The sequence below is a fragment of the uncultured Ferrovibrio sp. genome, assembly GCF_937960835.1.
GTDB lineage: Bacteria > Pseudomonadota > Alphaproteobacteria > Ferrovibrionales > Ferrovibrionaceae > Ferrovibrio.
Genome location: NZ_CALGPC010000017.1, coordinates 119,630 through 136,960 on the forward strand (window position 1 = coordinate 119,630; position 17,331 = coordinate 136,960).

A 17,331-nucleotide genomic window follows, 5' to 3' on the forward strand; every position below is an offset into this window, starting at 1 on the left:
CTACATACCGGGCGGCGTTGTGCCGCGCCAGTTCGGCAAGTGCTGAGCCAGCAATTCCAGACAGGCCATGCGGACGGCGACGCCCATCTCGACCTGCTCGTGAATCACGCTGCGATGAATATCGTCGGCCACCTCGGTGTCGATCTCGATGCCGCGGTTCATCGGGCCAGGATGCATGATCAGGGCGTCGGACTTCGCGAAGCTGAGCTTGTCGTGGTCCAGGCCGTAGAAATGGAAATACTCGCGGGTCGACGGCACGAAGGAGCCGTGGAAGCGTTCCATCTGCAGACGCAGCATCATCACGATGTCGACGTCAGTCAGGCCTTTGCGCATGTCGTGATAGATTTCGACGCCCATCCGCTCAGCATAGGCCGGCAGCAGGGTGGGCGGCGCAATCAGGCGCACACGCGCACCCATGGTATTGAGCAGGTGGATGTTCGAGCGGGCGACACGGCTATGCAGAATGTCGCCGCAGATGGCGACCAGCAGGCCTTCCAGTCTGCCCTTGCGGCGACGGATCGTCAGAGCATCGAGCAGCGCCTGGGTCGGATGCTCGTGGCTGCCGTCGCCACCATTGATGACGCCGCAGCCGACTTTCTGGGCCAGCAGCGCGACGGCGCCGGAATCCTGATGCCGCACCACCAGCAGGTCGGGATGCATGGCGTTCAGAGTGATCGCGGTGTCGATCAGCGTCTCGCCCTTCTTCACCGAAGAGGTCGCGACCGACATGTTGATGACATCGGCGCCCAGCCGCTTGCCTGCCAGCTCGAAGGAGGTGCGGGTGCGGGTGGAATTCTCGAAGAAGAGGTTGATGATAGTCCGGCCCCGCAGGGAGCTCTGTTTCTTCTCAACAGCCCGGTTCAGCTCGACATACCGGTCGGAATGATCCAGCAGGACCTGGATATCCTGAGCGGAAAGACCTTCAATACCAAGGAGATGGCGGTGGGGAAAGGTGGCCGTTGGCCGGGGGGCGGCCGGATCGGCGGGATTGGCACGACTCGCAGACATCGACGAATCACATTACACGTCGAGGCTGGCGGCAGCAATCAAAGCGTTAATATTTTTCTGCTTTTCTGACGGCCATCATGGATCAGTATCGCCAGAATCAGGTCGACCTTGCTGCCGGCGCCGATACGGCGGGCGAGGTCGTGCGGCTGCTTCAGGTGCTGAACAGCCGCGCCCAGGAAGCGCAGCGCAGCACCAGCCTGATGTACGAGCAGGCGACAATGCTGCCCTTCGCCGACTATGCCGACAGCTTCAGGCGGGTGCAGGAATTCCTGTCCTTCTGCGATGTCATCGAGGCCAAGCTGGAAGAGCTGCCGGCGGTGACGCGTGAGCCCATTCTCCATGAGGTGACCGCGGTGAAGATCCGCGCCTTTCATGCCCTGCTGCGGGGAATGGGCGCTTATCTGACGGTGCTGGAGCGCAGGGGCATGATCAATTTCTTCGCCCAGGCGGTGTTCCTGATGCAACAGGATGTGATCCAGAATTTCCGGGAGCATACGCTGCCGAACCTGCCGCCCAGGCAGGTGCCGCAGCAGATGAAGGAACTCCTCGACGAAATCCCTCAGCGTTTGAAACGGCTGCTCGACCGCTGCGTTGACGTTCCCGACTTCCGGTTCAGTTCATGACCGTGCTGAAACCGGAAACCTTGCAGCGGCTACAATCCGCGCTGGAGGCCCATCGTCAAGGCCGCCTGCCGGAGGCCGAGCGGGGCTATCGCGCCGTGCTGGCGCAGGCGCCGGAAACGCTGGATGCCTCCAACCTGCTTGGGCGCCTGCTGGTGCAGACGGGACGGGCTTCGGAGGCCGTCGCAACCTTGCGCCGTGCCGTCGATCTGGCGCCCAAGCAGGCGGGCTTGTGGCTGAGCTATGCCGAAGCGTTGCTGGGTGCGGGGCAGGTCGAGCAGGCGCGCCAGGCAGTCGAAACCGCCCGCCGTCTTTCCCCGCGCGATGTGAATGTCCTGTTTCTTTGGGCGGAGACGCAGCGTATCGCCGGAGCCTGGGAGACCGCGGCGACCGGGTTTCGTCAGGCTCTGGCGTTGCAGCCGAAGCATGCGGCCTCCTGGCTGCAACTGGCGACCTGCCTGCGCGCCTTGAATGATCTGCCCGGCGCGATAGCGGCGGCCGAACAGGCGTTGGCGCATGCCCCACAGGCGCCGGAATGCCACAACAACCTCGGCAGCCTGCTGGCGGCGAAAGGCGATCATGGTGGCGCGATTGCCGCATTCGATCAGGCGCTCAAACTGCGCGTGGATTATCCCGCCGCCTTGATCAACAAGGCTTCAAGCCTGGGGGAAAGCGACCGTCTGGATGAGGCTTTGCCCTTGGCCGAACGCGCGGTGCAGCTCACGCAGGGCCATGCCGATGCCTGGGCCTGCCTGGGCCAGATCCGCCATGCGCAGGGACAGCTCGATCTCGCGCAGACGGCTTATCGCGAAGCGCTGTCGCGCCGGCCGCAGGATCCGGAAACCCAGTGGAACTTTGCCCTGGCAGCTTTGGCGCGCGGGGATTTCGCTGCCGGATGGCCGGCCTTCGCCTGGCGCTGGCGCAAGGCCGAGCCGCCTTTGCCGCGGCGCAACTGGCCCTGGCCGCGTTTTCAGAACGGCGGCAGCCCGAAACGCCTGCTGCTCTGGGGCGAGCAGGGGCTGGATGACCGGCTGCTGTTCCTGCAGTATCTGCCGCCGCTGCTGGAAGCGGCGTCGGTCATGCTGGAAACCGATCCTCGCCTGATCCCGCTGCTGCGCCGCAGCTTCCCGACGCTGTCCTTCACCGAGGAAAAAACGCAGGCCGATCTGGCATTGATGAATGAAGCCTTCGATGCCCATCTGCCGCTTGGGGATTTGCCGCAGGCAGCGCCGCCTGGACAAGCCTATCTGCTAGCCGACGCCGAGCGTGCAGCGGGCCTGCGTCAGGAATATCTGGCCGGCGGAAAGGTGCGGCTGATCGGCCTGTCCTGGCGCAGCGCCAATCCCGCCATTGGCGCGGGGAAATCGCTGCGGCCCGAGGATCTGGCGCCTTTGGCGGCAATCCTCGATTGCCGCTTCGTCTGCCTGCAATATGGCGCAACCGAGGACGAGCATGCGCAGTTCAGGGCGCTCTTCGGCGACCGCTTTATCGTCGATGACCGGATCGATGCGAAGAACGATCTCGATGCCTTGGCGGCGCAGATTGCGGCTCTCGACCTCGTCATTACCGTGTCGAATGTCACGGCTCATCTGGCCGGTGCGCTGGGGCGGCCGGTCTGGACATTGGCGCCCGCAGGCAAAAGCCTATTCTTCTATCTGATGGCGGCAGGCGAGACGACGCCGTGGTATCCGACCATGCGGATCTTCCGCAGCCCCGCCCCGGGTTCCTGGCGGGTGCCGGTGCACGCCGTGGCAAAAAGACTGGAATCGCTGGCAAATTAGTTTTCAAGGTGATAGCAAGAGGCCCCGCTGCCGCATCGTCGGCCTAGTTTTCCCAGGCCTTGTGCTTTAACTGTTAAGCCTATGACCCATAAAAGCTATTACATCACGACGCCGATCTATTACGTAAACGACAAGCCGCATATCGGGCATGCCTACACCTCGCTGGCTTGCGACGTGCTGGCGCGCTTCAAGCGGCTGGACGGTTATGACGTGATGTTCCTGACCGGCACCGACGAGCACGGACAGAAGGTGGAGAAGTCCGCCGACGCGGCCGGCACCGATCCTAAAAGCTTCTGCGACCGCGTCAGCCAGACCTTCCGCGATCTCGCAAAGGCGATGAACTTCTCCAACGACGACTTCATCCGCACCACCGAGCCGCGCCATGTGAAGGCCGTGCAGGCGCTGTGGCAGAAGCTGATCGCCTCGGGCAACATCTATCTCGACAAATATGCCGGCTGGTATGCCGTGCGCGACGAGGCCTTCTATCAGGAAGACGAGCTGCAGGAAGGCCCCAACGGCCAGAAGCTGGCGCCCAGCGGCGCGCCGGTGGAGTGGGTGGAGGAGCCATCGTATTTCTTCAAGCTGTCGGCCTGGCAGGACCGGCTGCTGAAATTCTATGAGGACAATCCCGGCTTCATCCTGCCGGCCAGCCGCCGCAACGAGGTGATCAGCTTCGTCAAAGGCGGCCTGAAGGATCTGTCGGTCTCGCGCACCACCTTCAAATGGGGCATTCCGGTGCCGGGCGACGAGGCGCATGTGATGTATGTCTGGCTTGATGCGCTGACCAACTACATCACGGCAGCGGGTTATCCGGATACCGGCAGCGAGAAATACCAGCGTTTCTGGCCTGCCGATCTGCACATGGTGGGCAAGGACATCCTGCGCTTCCACGCGGTCTACTGGCCGGCCTTCCTGATGGCTGCCGATCTGGAGCCGCCGAAGCGCGTCTTCGCCCATGGCTGGTGGACCAATGAAGGCCAGAAGATTTCCAAGTCGCTGGGCAATGTCATCGATCCGCTGAAGCTAGTTGAGGAATACGGTCTGGACCAGACGCGTTATTTCCTGATGCGGGAAGTGCCGTTCGGCAATGACGGCGATTTCCGCAAATCGGCGATCATCGGCCGCATCAACAGCGAACTGGCCAATGGCTTCGGTAATCTGGCGCAGCGCACGCTGTCGTTCTGCGCGAAGAACACCAACGCCTCGGTGCCGACGCCCGGCGCGCTGAGCGGGGCCGACGAGGCGCTGCTGGCGCAGGCGGACAGCCTGGTCGATCGCATGCGCAAGGCGCTCGACGAGCAGGCGATCCATGTCGCGCTGCAGGAATGGTTCGACCTGGTCGACGCTGCCAACAAGTATATCGACGTCGAAGCACCGTGGACCCTGCGCAAGACCGATCCCGCCCGCATGCAGACGGTGCTGTGGACCCTGCTGGAGGCGATCCGGCAATTGGCGATCCTCGCGCAGCCCTTCGTGCCGGCATCGGCCGCGAAGATGCTGGATCAGCTGGCCGTGTCTGAAGCCGCGCGCAGCTTCGCCCATCTGGGCGAGCTTGGCCGACTGCGAGCCGGCACGCCGCTGCCGCCGCCGCAGGGTGTCTTCCCGCGACATGTGGAAGCCGTGGCGGAGGGCTGAAGATGGCGGTGCTGATCGACAGCCATTGCCACCTCGATTTCGAGGATTTCGCTGCCGAGCGCGATGCCGTCATTGAGCGGGCACGGCAGGCAGGCGTTGGTCTGATGCTGACCATTTCGACGCGGCTGGATCAGTTCGACCGCGTGCTGGACGTGGCTGAGTCCTATCCGGATGTCTATTGCACGGTCGGCATCCATCCGCATGAGGCCAGCGAATATGTCGATGTCGATGCGGCGAAGCTGATCGAGCTGACCAGGCATCCCAAGGTGGTCGGCATCGGCGAGACGGGTCTTGATTATTTCTACGAGCATAGCGACCGGGAATCGCAGAAGCGCTGTTTCCTGGCGCATATCGCGGCGGCGCGCGAAACCGGCCTTCCCATCGTGATCCATACCCGCGATGCCGATGAGGATACGGCGGCGATCCTGGAAGCGGAGATGGCCAAGGGGAAGTTCAAGGGCCTGCTGCATTGCTTCTCGTCCGGGCACGGCCTGGCCGAGCTGGCGGTGAAGCACGGGATGATGGTCTCCTTCTCCGGCATCCTGACCTTCAACAAGGCGCGCAATGTGCAGGATTCTGCGCAGGCTCTGCCGCTGGAAAACCTTTTGGTTGAGACCGATGCGCCGTATCTGGCACCGGTACCGCTGCGCGGCAAGCGCAACGAGCCATCCTATGTTGTGCATACCGCGGCCTTCCTGGCAAAGCTGAAGAATGTCGGCATCGCTGAAATCACTGAGCGAACGACCGAGAATTTCCTCCGCCTGTTCGACAAGGTACCCCGCGACGCCGTTGCGGATCGGAGGGCTGCTTGAGCAGTCGGACGGAGTAGGCGGCCGATGAAGGCGATCATCCTGGGCTGCGGCGCGTCGCCCGGCGTTCCCCGCATCGATGGCGAATGGGGCGATTGCGATCCCGCCGAGCCGAAGAACCGGCGCAGCCGCAGCTCGATCCTGGTCGAAGATGGCGGCAGCCGCGTGCTGGTCGATACCAGCCCCGATCTGCGCAACCAGCTCATCGCCAATGGCATCACCTCGATCGATGCGGTTGTGTGGTCGCATGACCATGCCGACCAGACGCATGGGATCGACGATATCCGCTTCCTTGCCTATGCGGCGAAGAAGCGCATGCCGGCCTATGCCGATGCGTTCACCTCCGAGCGGCTGAAGCGGAAATTCGGCTATTGCTTTGAGAAAAGCAGCGATGGCTATCCGCCCATCATCGACCTGCAACTGATCGACGGGCCTTTCCAGGTCGGCGCGCTCGACATCCTGCCGATCCGTCAGAAGCACGGGAATATCACATCCCTGGGCTTCCGCTTCGGCGATCTGGCCTATTCCAACGATGTCGTCAGCCTGGATGAAGAGGCATTCGCGGCGCTTGCCGGCATCAAGGTCTGGATCGTCGATGCGCTGCGCTACACGCCGCATCCGTCGCACAGCCATCTGGCGCAGACCCTGGAATGGATCGCCCGGGTGAAGCCGGAACGCGCCATCCTAACCAACATGACCATCGATCTCGATTACAACAGATTGAAAGCGGAACTGCCGCCGGGTGTCGAGCCGGCCTATGACGGCATGGTGATCGAATGCTGAAGTCGATCTGGGCGGTTGCCCAGAAAGGCGCCGCCGGCATGCTGAATCAATCCATCGGCCTCGCCGAGGCGCTGTTTGCGGAAGGTGGATTTGGCCTGCCGCAGGTTTTCGAGATCGAATTCCGCCGCCCTTACACTTGGCTGCCGATGCATCCTGCCTTTGCTAGCCTGAAGATGGTGGCGCCGGACAGCGCCCCCGAATTCAAGCCGCCATGGCCGGATGTGCTAATCACCTGCGGCCGAAAATCGGCGATGCTGGCGATGGCGGTGCGTAAGGCCAGCAAGGGGCACACGATCACCATCCATATCCAGAACCCGCGCAGCAATCCGAAATACTGGGATCTGGTGATCGTGCCGGAACACGATCGTATGCGCGGTCGCAACGTGATTGTCTCGCAAGGTGCGCTGCATCGCCTGACCGATCAGAAACTGCGCAACGGCGCCGAGGCGATCCGTCTGGAATATGCGCATATTCCCCGCCCGCGCGTCGCCGTGCTGGTCGGCGGCAATAACCGCTATTACACGCTGGATGAAGAATGGATGCGCGATTTCACCGCGCAGCTTCGTCAGATGGTGCAGCGATCCGGCTGCGGTATTCTCGCCACCATCTCACGGCGCACGGGCGAAGCGGAAGCCAACCTGCTGCGCGGCGCGCTTGCCAGCCTTCCTGCCGCCTTGTGGGACGGGAAGGGACCCAATCCCTATTTCGGGTTCCTGGGGCTGGCGGACGCCATCGTGGTGACAGGCGATTCCGTCTCGATGGTTTCCGAAGCTTGTTTTACCCGCAAGCCCGTGATGGTCGCCAAGCTGCCCGGCCGCTCGAAGCGCTTCGATGCGTTTTACGAAAGCCTGCTGCAGCGGGGACTGATCCAATGGTTCGACGGCCGGCTGCTGCAATGGGATAACGGCCGCCTGGACGAAACCGCGCGTATCGTCGCAGAAGTCCGCCAGCGCTTCGACTGGTCATAAAGGCTGTTATTTTATAACGCGCGACCGCTTGACGCCTTTATTTTGCGATCAGTTCTCATTATTAATATCGCAGCCCTCAGACTTCAGCCGCACGCAGAGGCGGTGCCATCGGAGCAACCTATTGATGCAACACGAATTTTCGTTTGCCGCGCTGATACTGAACGCGGACCCCATCGTACAGACCGTGATGGCGCTGCTGGTACTGGCGTCGGTCGCCTGCTGGGCCATCGTGTTCGAGAAGCTGGGGAAGTTCCGCCGGTTGCGCAAGGCGGCTGCCGCTTTCGAGGCCGCTGTGAAGGCCGACGCTCTGGTCGCTGGCGACAAGCAGCATGACGATATCCAGGGTCATATCCTGGCCGCCGCCGCGCGCGAGAAGCGTGAGGGTTTTGAACCGGGGGAAACCCGCACCGAATTCCGTAGTCGGCTGGAGGCCGCCATGCGTCAGGCCATGGCGCAGCAATTGCGCAGGGTCGAACCCGGCCTGCCGTTTCTCGCCACGGTCGGCTCGGCCGCGCCCTTTGTTGGTCTGTTCGGCACTGTCTGGGGCATCATGAACAGCTTCACCGCCATTGCCGGTTCGAACGACACCAGCCTGGCCGTGGTCGCACCTGGCATCGCCGAAGCGCTGTTCGCTACCGCGCTCGGCCTTGTAGCCGCCATTCCTGCCGTCATCGCCTATAACAAGCTGAGCACCGATCTTGGCCGTCTGGCGCAGCGCTTCAACGCCGCCATCACTGAGGCGGCCCGGCAATTCGCGCGCGGCACGATGCATGCGGCGCGCAGTCATGCCGATGCCGGCCAATAGAGAAGGGGTCAGTCATGGCGATAGCTCCCCTCGGCGGCGGCGACAACTTCGATAGCGATTTCTCCGGCTACAAGCCGCTGTCCGACATCAACGTGACGCCTTTCGTGGACGTCATGCTGGTGCTGCTGATCATCTTCATGGTGGCTGCGCCGCTGATGATGGTCGGCGTGCCGCTGCAATTGCCGAAGACCAGCGCGGCCAAGGTGGCGCCGCCGAAGGAGCCGCTGGTGATCAGCATCGACAAGGACGGCAAACTGTTCATCCGCAAGGATGCTGTCGCTGAGGAAGAACTGGTGGCCCGGCTGGCTGAGATCCACGCCGCGGAGCCAGACTCCGTGGTGTATGTCCGTGGCGACAAGACGCTGGAATACGGCCGCATCATGCAGGTGATGGGGCTGGTGGGGCAGGCTGGCTACGGCAAGATTTCCCTCGTCGCCGAAGGGGCGCAGTCTCCGGCGACAGCAGCGGCGGCTGCGCCCGCGCAGTAACGCCATGCGACGCGCTTCCTCCTGGGCAGTCTCGCTCTTCGCGCATGGTGGCGTGGCCGCCGTGCTGCTGATCGGCGTGCCCTGGCCGGAACCGCCAGGTGCAGTCGATCAGGGACTGCAGAGCATCGAGATTTCGCTGGCTGCAGGCGGCATTCCGAGCATGCCCGAGCCGTCACCGCCGCCGCCTGAGCCTGAGAAGGTTGTCGAGAAGCCTGTTGAGCCGCCGCCGGCACCGGAGCCCGAGCCGGTGAAGGCGCCAGACGTGGTGGAATCCCTCTCCACGCAGCCGGATATCGAGGAAGCGCCGAAGCCCAAGCCGAAACCAGTCGCGGATGCACCGCGCCGTCCGCAGCCGCCGAAGCCAAAGGAGGTTGTGAAGGCACCTGAGCCTGCGCCTCAGCCACAGCCGCAACCGCAGGAACAGCAAGTGGCCGTCGCGCCATCACCTGTGCCGCCGTCGCAGAGCCAATTGGGGCAGCGGCCGGCGCCGAATAGCGGCAACGGAGCGGCTGCGACCAGCGGTGGCAATCCCGGCGCCGAGGCAGATTACTTCGCCAAGCTGCTGGCCTGGCTGGAGCGGCATAAGGAATATCCGCGCCGCGCCCAGATGCGGCGTATCGAAGGCGTGACCCATCTGCGCTTTACCATCGACGGGCAGGGGCATGTTCTGCGCTACAACATCGAGCGCAGCTCGGGCCATGCATCCTTGGATGAAGCCGTCGAGCGGATGATCAAGAAGGCCGAGCCGCTGCCGGCGATACCGGCGGTCATCGGGAAGGATCGGCTTGAACTGGTCGTGCCGGTGCAGTTCCTGCTGAAATAAGAATAGCTAGTAGAGGAAAACTCGATGTTTAAACCGCTTGCCGTACTTCTTCTGGCTGCCGCGCTGCTCATGGCGCCGCGGGCCGAGGCCGCTGCCAGCGATGCCACAAAGCAAGCGGTGCTGAAGACCTATGCCGATATCGCGCAGGCGATGTATGAGGATTCCCTGCAGGGCGCACGCAATCTGCACAAGGCCGTCGCGGCACTGATTGCGAAACCGTCTGAGGCGACCATGAAGGCGGCGCGCGAAGCCTGGCTGGCCGCACGCATTCCCTATCAGCAGACCGAGGTTTACCGCTTCGGCAATGCGATCGTCGATGACTGGGAAGGGCGCGTGAATGCCTGGCCGCTGGACGAGGGCCTGATCGATTACGTCGACACCTCCAGCTATGGCGAGGAGTCGGACGAAAACCCACTTTATACCGCCAACATCATCGCCAACACGCAGATCAAATTCGGCGGCAAGACTTTGGACGCCAGCAAGATCGACTGGAAGCTGCTGCGCAAGCTGCATGAAGTCGGCGGCGTCGAAGCCAATGTCGCCACCGGCTATCACGCCATCGAATTCCTGCTCTGGGGGCAGGATCTGAACGGTACTGAAGCGGGCGCCGGCAATCGCCCCTGGACCGATTATGCCAAGGATGGCTGCACCAACGGCAATTGCGACCGCCGCGCTCAGTATCTGGCGGTGGCGACGCAGCTGCTGGTCGACGATCTGGCTTGGATGGCCAAGCAATGGCAGCCTGGCGGCGATGCCCGCAAGGCGCTGACGGAGAAGGGCGTCGATGCCGGCATCGGCACGATCCTTACCGGCATTGGCAGCTTGTCCTACGGCGAGCTGGCGGGCGAGCGGATGAAGCTCGGCCTGCTGCTGAACGATCCAGAGGAGGAGCATGACTGCTTCTCGGACAACACCCACAACTCGCATTACTACAACGTCGTGGGCATGCTCGCGGTCTATAACGGCGAGTACAAGCGCACCAACGGCGCTGTGGTGAAGGGGCCGGGCCTGTCGCAGGTCGTGCGCGAATCTTCGCCCGAACTCGACCGCGAGATGCTGGCCAAGCTGAACGCAACGCTGGAAGCGATGACGGCGCTGAAGCAGCGCGCCGAAAGCAAGGAAGCTTATGACCAGATGATCGGGGCGGGTAATGCTGAGGGCAATGCCATTGTGCAGGCCGCCATCGACCGTCTGACCGATCAGACGCGGACGCTGGAGCGTGTGGTCGCCAGCCTCGATCTGAAGGCGGTTGAGTTCGAAGGCTCCGACAGCCTCGATGCGCCGGAGAAAGTCGGTAAGAAGTAAGTGTCTTCAAGCCGGGTAGCTCGCTGCCCGGCTGACTTGTATTGGCATCCCGAATGGCCCTGTGGACTCGTTCATCGATCCGCGCCGTCTGCGTCGTCATCGCGGTGACGATTGCCTGCGGCGCCTATGCGAGCGACAGGCGACCGGGCGGAGCGGCAACCTCCTTCAAGCCAAACAATTCTTCTGCCTTCTCTCATCCCTCAGCCAATATGAGTTTCGAGCGGCAACTCGATTTCAAGGTTGGCGACGGTATTTTCCGCAAATTGTGGGTTTCCGCGCCCAGTTCGACCAAATCGTCGGACGGCCTGGGGCCGCTTTATAACGCCCGCAGCTGCCAATCCTGCCATCTGAAGGATGGCCGCGGCCGGCCACCTGCTGCGGGTGAGGAGGCGGTCTCCCTGTTTCTAAGGCTGAGCATTCCGCCGCAAGACAAAGCCCAGCGCGACTTGCTGGACAGGCTTCAAGGCAGCGCCATTCCGGAACCGACTTACGGCCTGCAACTGCAGACGTTTTCTGTTCAGGGCCTGCATGCCGAAGGCCGGATGGAGGTCAGATACGAAGATCTGCCGGTGCGGTTGGCCGATGGCGAGGAGGTCGTCCTGCGCAAGCCCAGCTATCGGATCACTGGTCTGAATTACGGGCCGCTGCATCCGCAGACCATGCTGTCGCCACGTGTGGCGCCGCCGATGATCGGCCTCGGCTTGCTGGAGATGATCCCGGAAGCCGACATCATGGCGCTGGCCGATCCGGAAGATCTCAATGGCGACGGCATCGCGGGGAAAGCGAATGCAGTCTGGAGCGCGGAGCATAACCGTCCCATGCTGGGCCGGTTCGGCTGGAAGGCAGGCATCGCAACCATTGCGGATCAAACCGCCAGCGCCTTTGCGGCTGATCTCGGCTTGTCCAGCTATCTGGCGCCAGCCGCTTCACGTGGCGAGTGCACACCGACACAGACTGCATGCCTTGCTGCGCCGGTGGGCGATGATCCGGCGGAGAAGGTCGAAGTGCCGCGCAGGATGTTCGATCTGGTCGTCTTCTATGCGCGCAATCTCGCGGTGCCGGCGCGGCGCGATGCCGATCATCCCGCCGTGCAGCGCGGCGAGCGGCTCTTCGCCGATGCAGGCTGCGGCCATTGCCACCGGCCGAGTTTCGTCACCGGGCAGGATGCGGCGAAGCCGGAGCAATCTGGGCAGGAAATCTGGCCTTACACCGATCTGCTGCTGCATGATATGGGCGAGGGGCTGGCCGATGGCCGTCCTGAGGGCCTTGCGAATGGCCGGCAATGGCGGACGGCGCCCCTATGGGGTGTTGGTCTGACCGAGATTGTGAGTGGCCATGATTTTCTGCTGCATGATGGCCGCGCGCGCGGCGTGCTGGAAGCGATCCTGTGGCATGATGGCGAGGCCGAACCCGCCAAGCGGAAAGTCATGCAGATGTCGCGGCAGGAACGCGACGACCTGCTGGCTTTCATCAATTCTTTGTAGCGGAGATGTGTCATGCGGCGCTTTGGACTTGCAGCTTTTATTTTTGCCGCACTTGCCGCGGGACAGGCCGAGGCCGTCACGGATGCGGATTATACCGCCCTGAACAAGGCGGCCATCGAGCAGCACATTCTGCCGCGTTATGAACGGATGCAGGAGGCGGCCAGCAAGCTGGATGACGAGGCCAAGGCCTTCTGTGCTGCGCCGGCGGAAGCCAAGCTGACGAACCTCCAGGCAGCTTACCATGGCATGACCGATGCATGGCAGGACATCCAGCATGTGCGCTTCGGTCCCATCGATCTTTTCTTCCGCAGCCAGCGGATCGCCTTCTGGCCAGATCCGCGCAACACCATCGGCAAGCAGATGGCCGAGCTGCTGAACAAGCGCAATAACGCTGCTCTGACACCTGATCATTTCGGCAGCGGCAGCGTCGCTGTGCAAGGCTTGCCGGCCTTGGAGCGGCTGCTGTTCGGCAATGATGCCTCCAAACTGCTCGGCCGCGACGCCGATGCGGAGTTCCGCTGCAAATATATTCAGGCGGTGACGCGCAATCTGGCAAACATCAGTCGCGAAACTTTGAGCGAATGGCGCGAGGGCGCAAAGTCATTCACGAAGCAGATGCTGGAGACGGGTGGGGCGGATGCGCGCTATCGCGAGCCCAAGGAAGCATCCCTGGATTTGTTCAAGAGCCTTTATACGGCCGTGGAACTCGCCGCCGACCACAAGCTGGCGCGGCCGCTGGGTGCCTCGGCCGAGGAAGCGCGGCCACGTCTGGCCGAGTCCTGGCGCAGCGAGCGTTCACTGCGCAACATCCGCCTCAATCTGCTGGCCGCGCAGGATCTGTACAAGAGTGCATTTGCGCCGGCGCTGGCGGACAAGGCTTTGGATGCAGCGATCATGGACGGATTTTCGCAGGCGTGGGCAGCGGCCGATGCAGTGACGGGCACACTTGAGGCTGCCGTGCAGGATAAGGCTGCGCGGTCGACGGTGGAAAAGCTGGCAGCGGCAACGCTGGCGGTGAAGAATCTTCTGGTGCAGCGCTTGCCGCAGGCACTCGATATTCCGGTGGGCTTCAATGCGCTCGATGGCGACTGATCTATCACGCCGCTCGGCTCTGGGCCTCCTTGGCGCAGGTTTGCTGCTGCCATGGAGTGTTCGAGCCAGGGCATCGTCCAAGCTTTATCTGAACGCCTATGGCGATCCAGCCGGCTATGGCATCGCGGCTTTCGATGCCGCCGGTGACATCCGCTACCGGCTGCCGCTGAAACGCCGCGGGCACAGCTTCACGTATAAGGCCGATGGCACTGCCGCCGTGGCGTTCACGCGGCGTCCGGGTGATCAGGCTCTGGTGTTCGATCCGCGCAGCGGCGAACTGAAGCACCGTATCCCGGCGGCCGAGGATCGCAGCTTCTGCGGCCATGGCGCGTATTCGGCCGATGGCCGCCTGCTGTTCGCGACCGAGGCCATCGGATCGACGGGCGACGGCGTGCTGGGCGTTTATGCCGTCGAAGACGGTTATCGCCGGGTGGCTGAATGGCCGACCCATGGCCTAGACCCGCATGAGGTGAAGCTGATGCCCGATGGCCGGCATCTGGTGGTCGCCAATGGCGGCATCCTGATCCTGGCCGATATGCCCAGGCTGAAGCTCAACATCCCGGACATGGACCCGTCGCTGGTCTATCTGGACAGCCGTGACGGCCGCGTGGTGACCGAAATCCGGCCGCCGCAGGAGCTGCGCCAGCTCAGCATCCGGCATCTGGCGATCGACCGCCGCGGCCGGGTGGCCGTGGCCATGCAGTATGAAGGGCCTGAGACGGACCCGGTGCCGCTGGTGGCGCTGCATGACGGTCCAGAGGCCAGAACGGCGCCGTTGCGGTTCCTGGAACTGCCGGAGACGGCACGGGCCGGGCTGCGGCAGTATTGCGGCAGCGCTGCCATGGATCGCACGGGCCAGAGGCTGGCGGTGACAAGCCCAAGGGGAAATCTCGCGCTGGTCTGGGACATGGACAGCGAGACGCTGATTGCGCAGAGCCAGATCGAAGATGTCTGCGGCGTCGCGCCGGGTGAAGCGGGCTTCCTGCTGTCCAATGGACGCGGCCGGATCTACCGCTGGGATCAGCCTGGCGCAGGCGCCAGAACCGTGGAAGCCATGGCCGGGGGGCAGGTCCAGTGGGATAACCATATGGTTTTCCTGCAGATATAATTTTCCATAATATACATTATCCGATAATTGGGTTTGGCCGAGGGCCTGGGCTATGTCCGGCCCGTCCCGTCAGTCCTCTCTCGGCACGCCGCTGAACGGGCCCGACTCGCGTATCATTGCGGCCGCATGGCCGGCGGCAAATCTTGATCCAGCGCAACGTCTCTCAAACCGTGATCGGCTAGCCTAGCGCTGAGAAACAGCCATGGGAGGCCTGTGCCATGCCGCGATCGCCCCTTGAGCGGCCCGTGCGCCGCACTGCTTCGCTCGGAACCCGGTGCTGGAACCGCATCGCCAACTGGTTCAGCTCAGACAGTTCTGCATCCCGGGAATGGACCATCATGACGCCCGAAGAGCGTTCCCGGACGGCCGCCGATATCGGTCTCAGCGAGCCGGACGTCGCCTTCTCGATCCGCCAGGGCCATGACAGCCGCGATCTCCTGGCCATCCTGGGCCGCGAGGCCAATCGCGGAATCGCCTGTTCGCGTGCGGTCCTGCGCGATATGGCGCGGGTTTGCGGCCTCTGCACCCGCCGGACGGATTGCAGGGCCTGGCAGATCAGGGCGCCACAGACCGCCGCCTGCCCGACCTTCTGTCCCAACCGTGCCATGATCGAAGAATTGAGAGAACGCCGCGCGGCATGAAGGCGACCAGCCATTCCTAGCCCCCCAGGAGAACGCCATGCTTCCATCCCTGATCAAGTCGCTCGAGCAGCGCAGCGCCCTTATGCAGCAGATGATCCAGCGGCTTGACGTCGATCTTGAAGCGTCGGCAACGGTGGCGCTGGGCACCCAGCTCAGCCGTGCCGCACGCACCTGCGCTTATTGCCGCAGCGTGGCGGCCTGCCAGACCTGGTTCGCAGGTGGCGCACGCGGCGATGCCTACCGGCAATTCTGCCCGAATGCAGCCCGTTTCGACAGCTTGCCGCATAAATCGAAGGCAGCCTAGCCAATACAGGACCGTCTACCTCTACTAACGCTTGACGGCGGCCCGGGGCTGGTCGAGGACTCATGTTCGACGGAATAGTCTCATTTCAGCCGCGGCATCATGAACGACATTCCAGATCCGGCGTCTTCCTCCCGCCTCGCCAGCCTTGCGCGTCTGCTCGACATCATGGCCAAGCTGCGCGATCCGCAAGGTGGCTGCCCTTGGGATCTTGAGCAGACCTTCAAGACGATCGCGCCCTACACCATCGAAGAGGCCTATGAAGTCGAGGACGCGATTGCCCGCAACGACATGGCGGGACTGAAGGACGAACTTGGCGATCTTTTGCTGCAGGTCGTTTTTCATGCGCGCATGGCTGAAGAGGCCGGCCTTTTTGCGTTTCCCGATGTAGCGGCCGCCATCGCCGACAAGATGATCCGCCGCCATCCGCATGTGTTCGGTGATGTCGAGGCCGACAAGCCGGAGACGGTGACGGCCAATTGGGAAGCGATCAAAGCCGCCGAGCGGGCAGGCAAATCCGATGAGCAGCAGGGCGATGTCTCTGCCGTGCTGGCTGGTGTTACCGCCGGTCTGCCTGCCCTCACCCGCGCCGTCAAATTGCAGAACCGTGCTGCCCGTGTCGGCTTCGACTGGCCTGACAACAAGCCTGTTCTCGATAAGATCAAAGAAGAATTGCATGAGCTTGAAGTTGAAATCTCTTCAGCCTCGCAAGACAAGATCGTGGAGGAGTTCGGCGACTTCCTGTTTGTCGTGGCAAACCTGGCGCGTCATTTAAAACTCGATCCGGAAGAAGCTTTACGTGCGGCCAACCGCAAATTCGAGCGCCGATTCACCAAGATGGAAGCGATTCTGAAAGCGCAGAACAAGCAGCTTCAGGATTGCGATCTCGCTACTATGGACGCGGCCTGGGATGAAGCAAAACGGCAGGAACGCCGCTGAAGCATAATTGTCGTCGTCTCAATTTAGCCATTGTTTGACCCCGGCGCCGCCATGGCGCCACGCCATACCATAAGCGGATTCGGCAGAATTCTGCTCTGCCATCTGCCGGTCTGAGGGAACCAAGTTTCCTCAATCCGGGTTGTCTCCGCAGGATACTGAAACTGACAACCAGGAGGTTCTCGCGATGCGTAAGCTCGCCATCGTCGCCCTGTCCGCTTTCGCTCTTTCCGCCGTGGCAGCGCCCGCCATCAGCCCGCTTTATGCCGCCGGCGCCTGGGATCAGGTCGAAGGCAAATGGGATCAGTTCTCCGGCAAGGTGAAACAGCGCTGGGGCAAGCTGACCGATGACGATCTGCTGGTGATCAAAGGCAAACGCCAGGAACTGATCGGCAAGATTCAGGAGCGCTACGGGGTCGTGAAAAGCGAGGCCGAAAAGCAGGTGGAGGAATGGGAGAAGGATCTCTAACCGGAGCCTGATCGGAGAAACGCATCATGCATTGGCTGAACACAAAAGGCCCTGGGACGACCCCGGCATGGAGCCGCGTGGCTGGTAATTGGGAGCAGTTCAGCGGCCGGCTCCGTGAACGCTGGGCTCAGTTGACCGATGAAGACGTACAGAAGATCGACGGACGCCGCGAACATCTCATCGGAAAGATCCAGGAACGGTACGGCATCATTACCGACCAGGCCGAGCGGCAGGTAGCCGATTGGCTGGAAGAAGTCGCCAAGAACTGACGGCCG

The 17,331-nt window shown here is 62.7% G+C and carries 19 protein-coding genes; 18 read left to right on the forward strand and 1 reads right to left on the reverse strand.

What is annotated here, in order from left to right; all coding sequences use genetic code 11:
- The gene (locus Q0603_RS17205) at nt 1-1,008 is read right to left on the reverse strand and encodes an aspartate carbamoyltransferase catalytic subunit (RefSeq protein WP_298727993.1); all 1,008 of its coding nucleotides are present in this window, start codon (nt 1,006-1,008) and stop codon (nt 1-3) included.
- A 77-nt stretch (nt 1,009-1,085) separates the two neighbouring features.
- On the opposite strand from Q0603_RS17205, the gene Q0603_RS17210 reads away from it, so the two are divergent.
- The 18 genes from Q0603_RS17210 (at nt 1,086) to Q0603_RS17295 (ending at nt 17,325) form a co-directional block, all read left to right on the forward strand.
- On the forward strand, nt 1,086-1,631 hold the full coding sequence (locus Q0603_RS17210) for a hypothetical protein (protein WP_298727995.1): 546 nt from the start codon (nt 1,086-1,088) through the stop codon (nt 1,629-1,631).
- Nucleotides 1,628-3,409: a tetratricopeptide repeat protein gene (locus Q0603_RS17215; RefSeq protein ID WP_298727996.1), complete on the forward strand. Its 1,782-nt coding sequence runs from the start codon at nt 1,628-1,630 to the stop codon at nt 3,407-3,409. The genes Q0603_RS17210 and Q0603_RS17215 overlap by 4 nt, the downstream gene beginning before the upstream one ends.
- A gap of 81 nt (nt 3,410-3,490) precedes the next feature.
- Nucleotides 3,491-5,044 carry a methionine--tRNA ligase gene (gene metG / locus Q0603_RS17220; protein WP_298727998.1) on the forward strand — a complete coding sequence of 518 codons (1,554 nt, stop codon included), beginning with the start codon at nt 3,491-3,493 and terminating at the stop codon, nt 5,042-5,044.
- An 8-nt stretch (nt 5,045-5,052) separates the two neighbouring features.
- Nucleotides 5,053-5,856: a TatD family hydrolase gene (locus tag Q0603_RS17225; RefSeq protein ID WP_298728058.1), complete on the forward strand. Its 804-nt coding sequence runs from the start codon at nt 5,053-5,055 to the stop codon at nt 5,854-5,856.
- Between the two features lie 24 nt (nt 5,857-5,880).
- Nucleotides 5,881-6,636: an MBL fold metallo-hydrolase gene (locus Q0603_RS17230; protein ID WP_298727999.1), complete on the forward strand. Its 756-nt coding sequence runs from the start codon at nt 5,881-5,883 to the stop codon at nt 6,634-6,636.
- Nucleotides 6,630-7,604, forward strand: coding sequence for a mitochondrial fission ELM1 family protein (locus Q0603_RS17235; protein ID WP_298728000.1), 975 nt, complete (start codon nt 6,630-6,632; stop codon nt 7,602-7,604). The genes Q0603_RS17230 and Q0603_RS17235 overlap by 7 nt, the downstream gene beginning before the upstream one ends.
- Before the next feature lie 124 nt (nt 7,605-7,728).
- Nucleotides 7,729-8,409: a MotA/TolQ/ExbB proton channel family protein gene (locus Q0603_RS17240; RefSeq protein ID WP_298728002.1), complete on the forward strand. Its 681-nt coding sequence runs from the start codon at nt 7,729-7,731 to the stop codon at nt 8,407-8,409.
- Nucleotides 8,410-8,423: 14 nt separating this feature from the next.
- A complete protein-coding gene (gene tolR / locus Q0603_RS17245) occupies nt 8,424-8,897 on the forward strand; it encodes a protein TolR (RefSeq protein ID WP_298728004.1) in 474 nt (157 codons plus the stop codon).
- 4 nt (nt 8,898-8,901) lie between these two features.
- On the forward strand, nt 8,902-9,720 hold the full coding sequence (locus Q0603_RS17250; protein WP_298728006.1) for an energy transducer TonB: 819 nt from the start codon (nt 8,902-8,904) through the stop codon (nt 9,718-9,720).
- A 24-nt stretch (nt 9,721-9,744) separates the two neighbouring features.
- On the forward strand, nt 9,745-11,025 hold the full coding sequence (locus tag Q0603_RS17255; RefSeq protein ID WP_298728007.1) for an imelysin family protein: 1,281 nt from the start codon (nt 9,745-9,747) through the stop codon (nt 11,023-11,025).
- A gap of 53 nt (nt 11,026-11,078) precedes the next feature.
- Nucleotides 11,079-12,509 (forward strand): di-heme oxidoredictase family protein, encoded by a 1,431-nt coding sequence (locus tag Q0603_RS17260; RefSeq protein WP_298728009.1) that lies wholly within the window; start codon nt 11,079-11,081, stop codon nt 12,507-12,509.
- A 12-nt stretch (nt 12,510-12,521) separates the two neighbouring features.
- Nucleotides 12,522-13,601: an imelysin family protein gene (locus Q0603_RS17265; protein ID WP_298728011.1), complete on the forward strand. Its 1,080-nt coding sequence runs from the start codon at nt 12,522-12,524 to the stop codon at nt 13,599-13,601.
- Entirely contained in the window at nt 13,591-14,709 is a 1,119-nt protein-coding gene (locus Q0603_RS17270) for a DUF1513 domain-containing protein (RefSeq protein WP_298728013.1), read from the forward strand. Before Q0603_RS17265 ends, Q0603_RS17270 begins: the two co-directional genes overlap by 11 nt.
- A gap of 218 nt (nt 14,710-14,927) precedes the next feature.
- Nucleotides 14,928-15,350, forward strand: coding sequence for a DUF6455 family protein (locus Q0603_RS17275; RefSeq protein ID WP_298728015.1), 423 nt, complete (start codon nt 14,928-14,930; stop codon nt 15,348-15,350).
- A 37-nt stretch (nt 15,351-15,387) separates the two neighbouring features.
- Nucleotides 15,388-15,654, forward strand: a complete 267-nt coding sequence (locus Q0603_RS17280) for a DUF6455 family protein (protein WP_298728017.1) — start codon at nt 15,388-15,390, stop codon at nt 15,652-15,654.
- Between the two features lie 99 nt (nt 15,655-15,753).
- Nucleotides 15,754-16,590, forward strand: coding sequence for a nucleoside triphosphate pyrophosphohydrolase (gene mazG / locus Q0603_RS17285; protein WP_298728019.1), 837 nt, complete (start codon nt 15,754-15,756; stop codon nt 16,588-16,590).
- 247 nt (nt 16,591-16,837) lie between these two features.
- Nucleotides 16,838-17,056, forward strand: coding sequence for a CsbD family protein (locus Q0603_RS17290; protein WP_298728060.1), 219 nt, complete (start codon nt 16,838-16,840; stop codon nt 17,054-17,056).
- A gap of 26 nt (nt 17,057-17,082) precedes the next feature.
- Nucleotides 17,083-17,325 (forward strand): CsbD family protein, encoded by a 243-nt coding sequence (locus Q0603_RS17295; protein WP_298728021.1) that lies wholly within the window; start codon nt 17,083-17,085, stop codon nt 17,323-17,325.
- Nucleotides 17,326-17,331 lie beyond the last annotated feature (6 nt).

Bases quoted from the DNA above. Each gene is read 5' to 3' on its own strand.
- Q0603_RS17205 (WP_298727993.1), bottom strand. From the start codon at position 1,008: ATGTCTGCGAGTCGTGCCAATCCCGCCGATCCGGCCGCCCCCCGGCCA.
- Q0603_RS17210 (WP_298727995.1), top strand. From the start codon at position 1,086: ATGGATCAGTATCGCCAGAATCAGGTCGACCTTGCTGCCGGCGCCGAT.
- Q0603_RS17215 (WP_298727996.1), top strand. From the start codon at position 1,628: ATGACCGTGCTGAAACCGGAAACCTTGCAGCGGCTACAATCCGCGCTG.
- metG (WP_298727998.1), top strand. From the start codon at position 3,491: ATGACCCATAAAAGCTATTACATCACGACGCCGATCTATTACGTAAAC.
- Q0603_RS17230 (WP_298727999.1), top strand. From the start codon at position 5,881: ATGAAGGCGATCATCCTGGGCTGCGGCGCGTCGCCCGGCGTTCCCCGC.
- Q0603_RS17235 (WP_298728000.1), top strand. From the start codon at position 6,630: ATGCTGAAGTCGATCTGGGCGGTTGCCCAGAAAGGCGCCGCCGGCATG.
- Q0603_RS17240 (WP_298728002.1), top strand. From the start codon at position 7,729: ATGCAACACGAATTTTCGTTTGCCGCGCTGATACTGAACGCGGACCCC.
- tolR (WP_298728004.1), top strand. From the start codon at position 8,424: ATGGCGATAGCTCCCCTCGGCGGCGGCGACAACTTCGATAGCGATTTC.
- Q0603_RS17250 (WP_298728006.1), top strand. From the start codon at position 8,902: ATGCGACGCGCTTCCTCCTGGGCAGTCTCGCTCTTCGCGCATGGTGGC.
- Q0603_RS17255 (WP_298728007.1), top strand. From the start codon at position 9,745: ATGTTTAAACCGCTTGCCGTACTTCTTCTGGCTGCCGCGCTGCTCATG.
- Q0603_RS17260 (WP_298728009.1), top strand. From the start codon at position 11,079: ATGGCCCTGTGGACTCGTTCATCGATCCGCGCCGTCTGCGTCGTCATC.
- Q0603_RS17265 (WP_298728011.1), top strand. From the start codon at position 12,522: ATGCGGCGCTTTGGACTTGCAGCTTTTATTTTTGCCGCACTTGCCGCG.
- Q0603_RS17270 (WP_298728013.1), top strand. From the start codon at position 13,591: ATGGCGACTGATCTATCACGCCGCTCGGCTCTGGGCCTCCTTGGCGCA.
- Q0603_RS17275 (WP_298728015.1), top strand. From the start codon at position 14,928: ATGCCGCGATCGCCCCTTGAGCGGCCCGTGCGCCGCACTGCTTCGCTC.
- Q0603_RS17280 (WP_298728017.1), top strand. From the start codon at position 15,388: ATGCTTCCATCCCTGATCAAGTCGCTCGAGCAGCGCAGCGCCCTTATG.
- mazG (WP_298728019.1), top strand. From the start codon at position 15,754: ATGAACGACATTCCAGATCCGGCGTCTTCCTCCCGCCTCGCCAGCCTT.
- Q0603_RS17295 (WP_298728021.1), top strand. From the start codon at position 17,083: ATGCATTGGCTGAACACAAAAGGCCCTGGGACGACCCCGGCATGGAGC.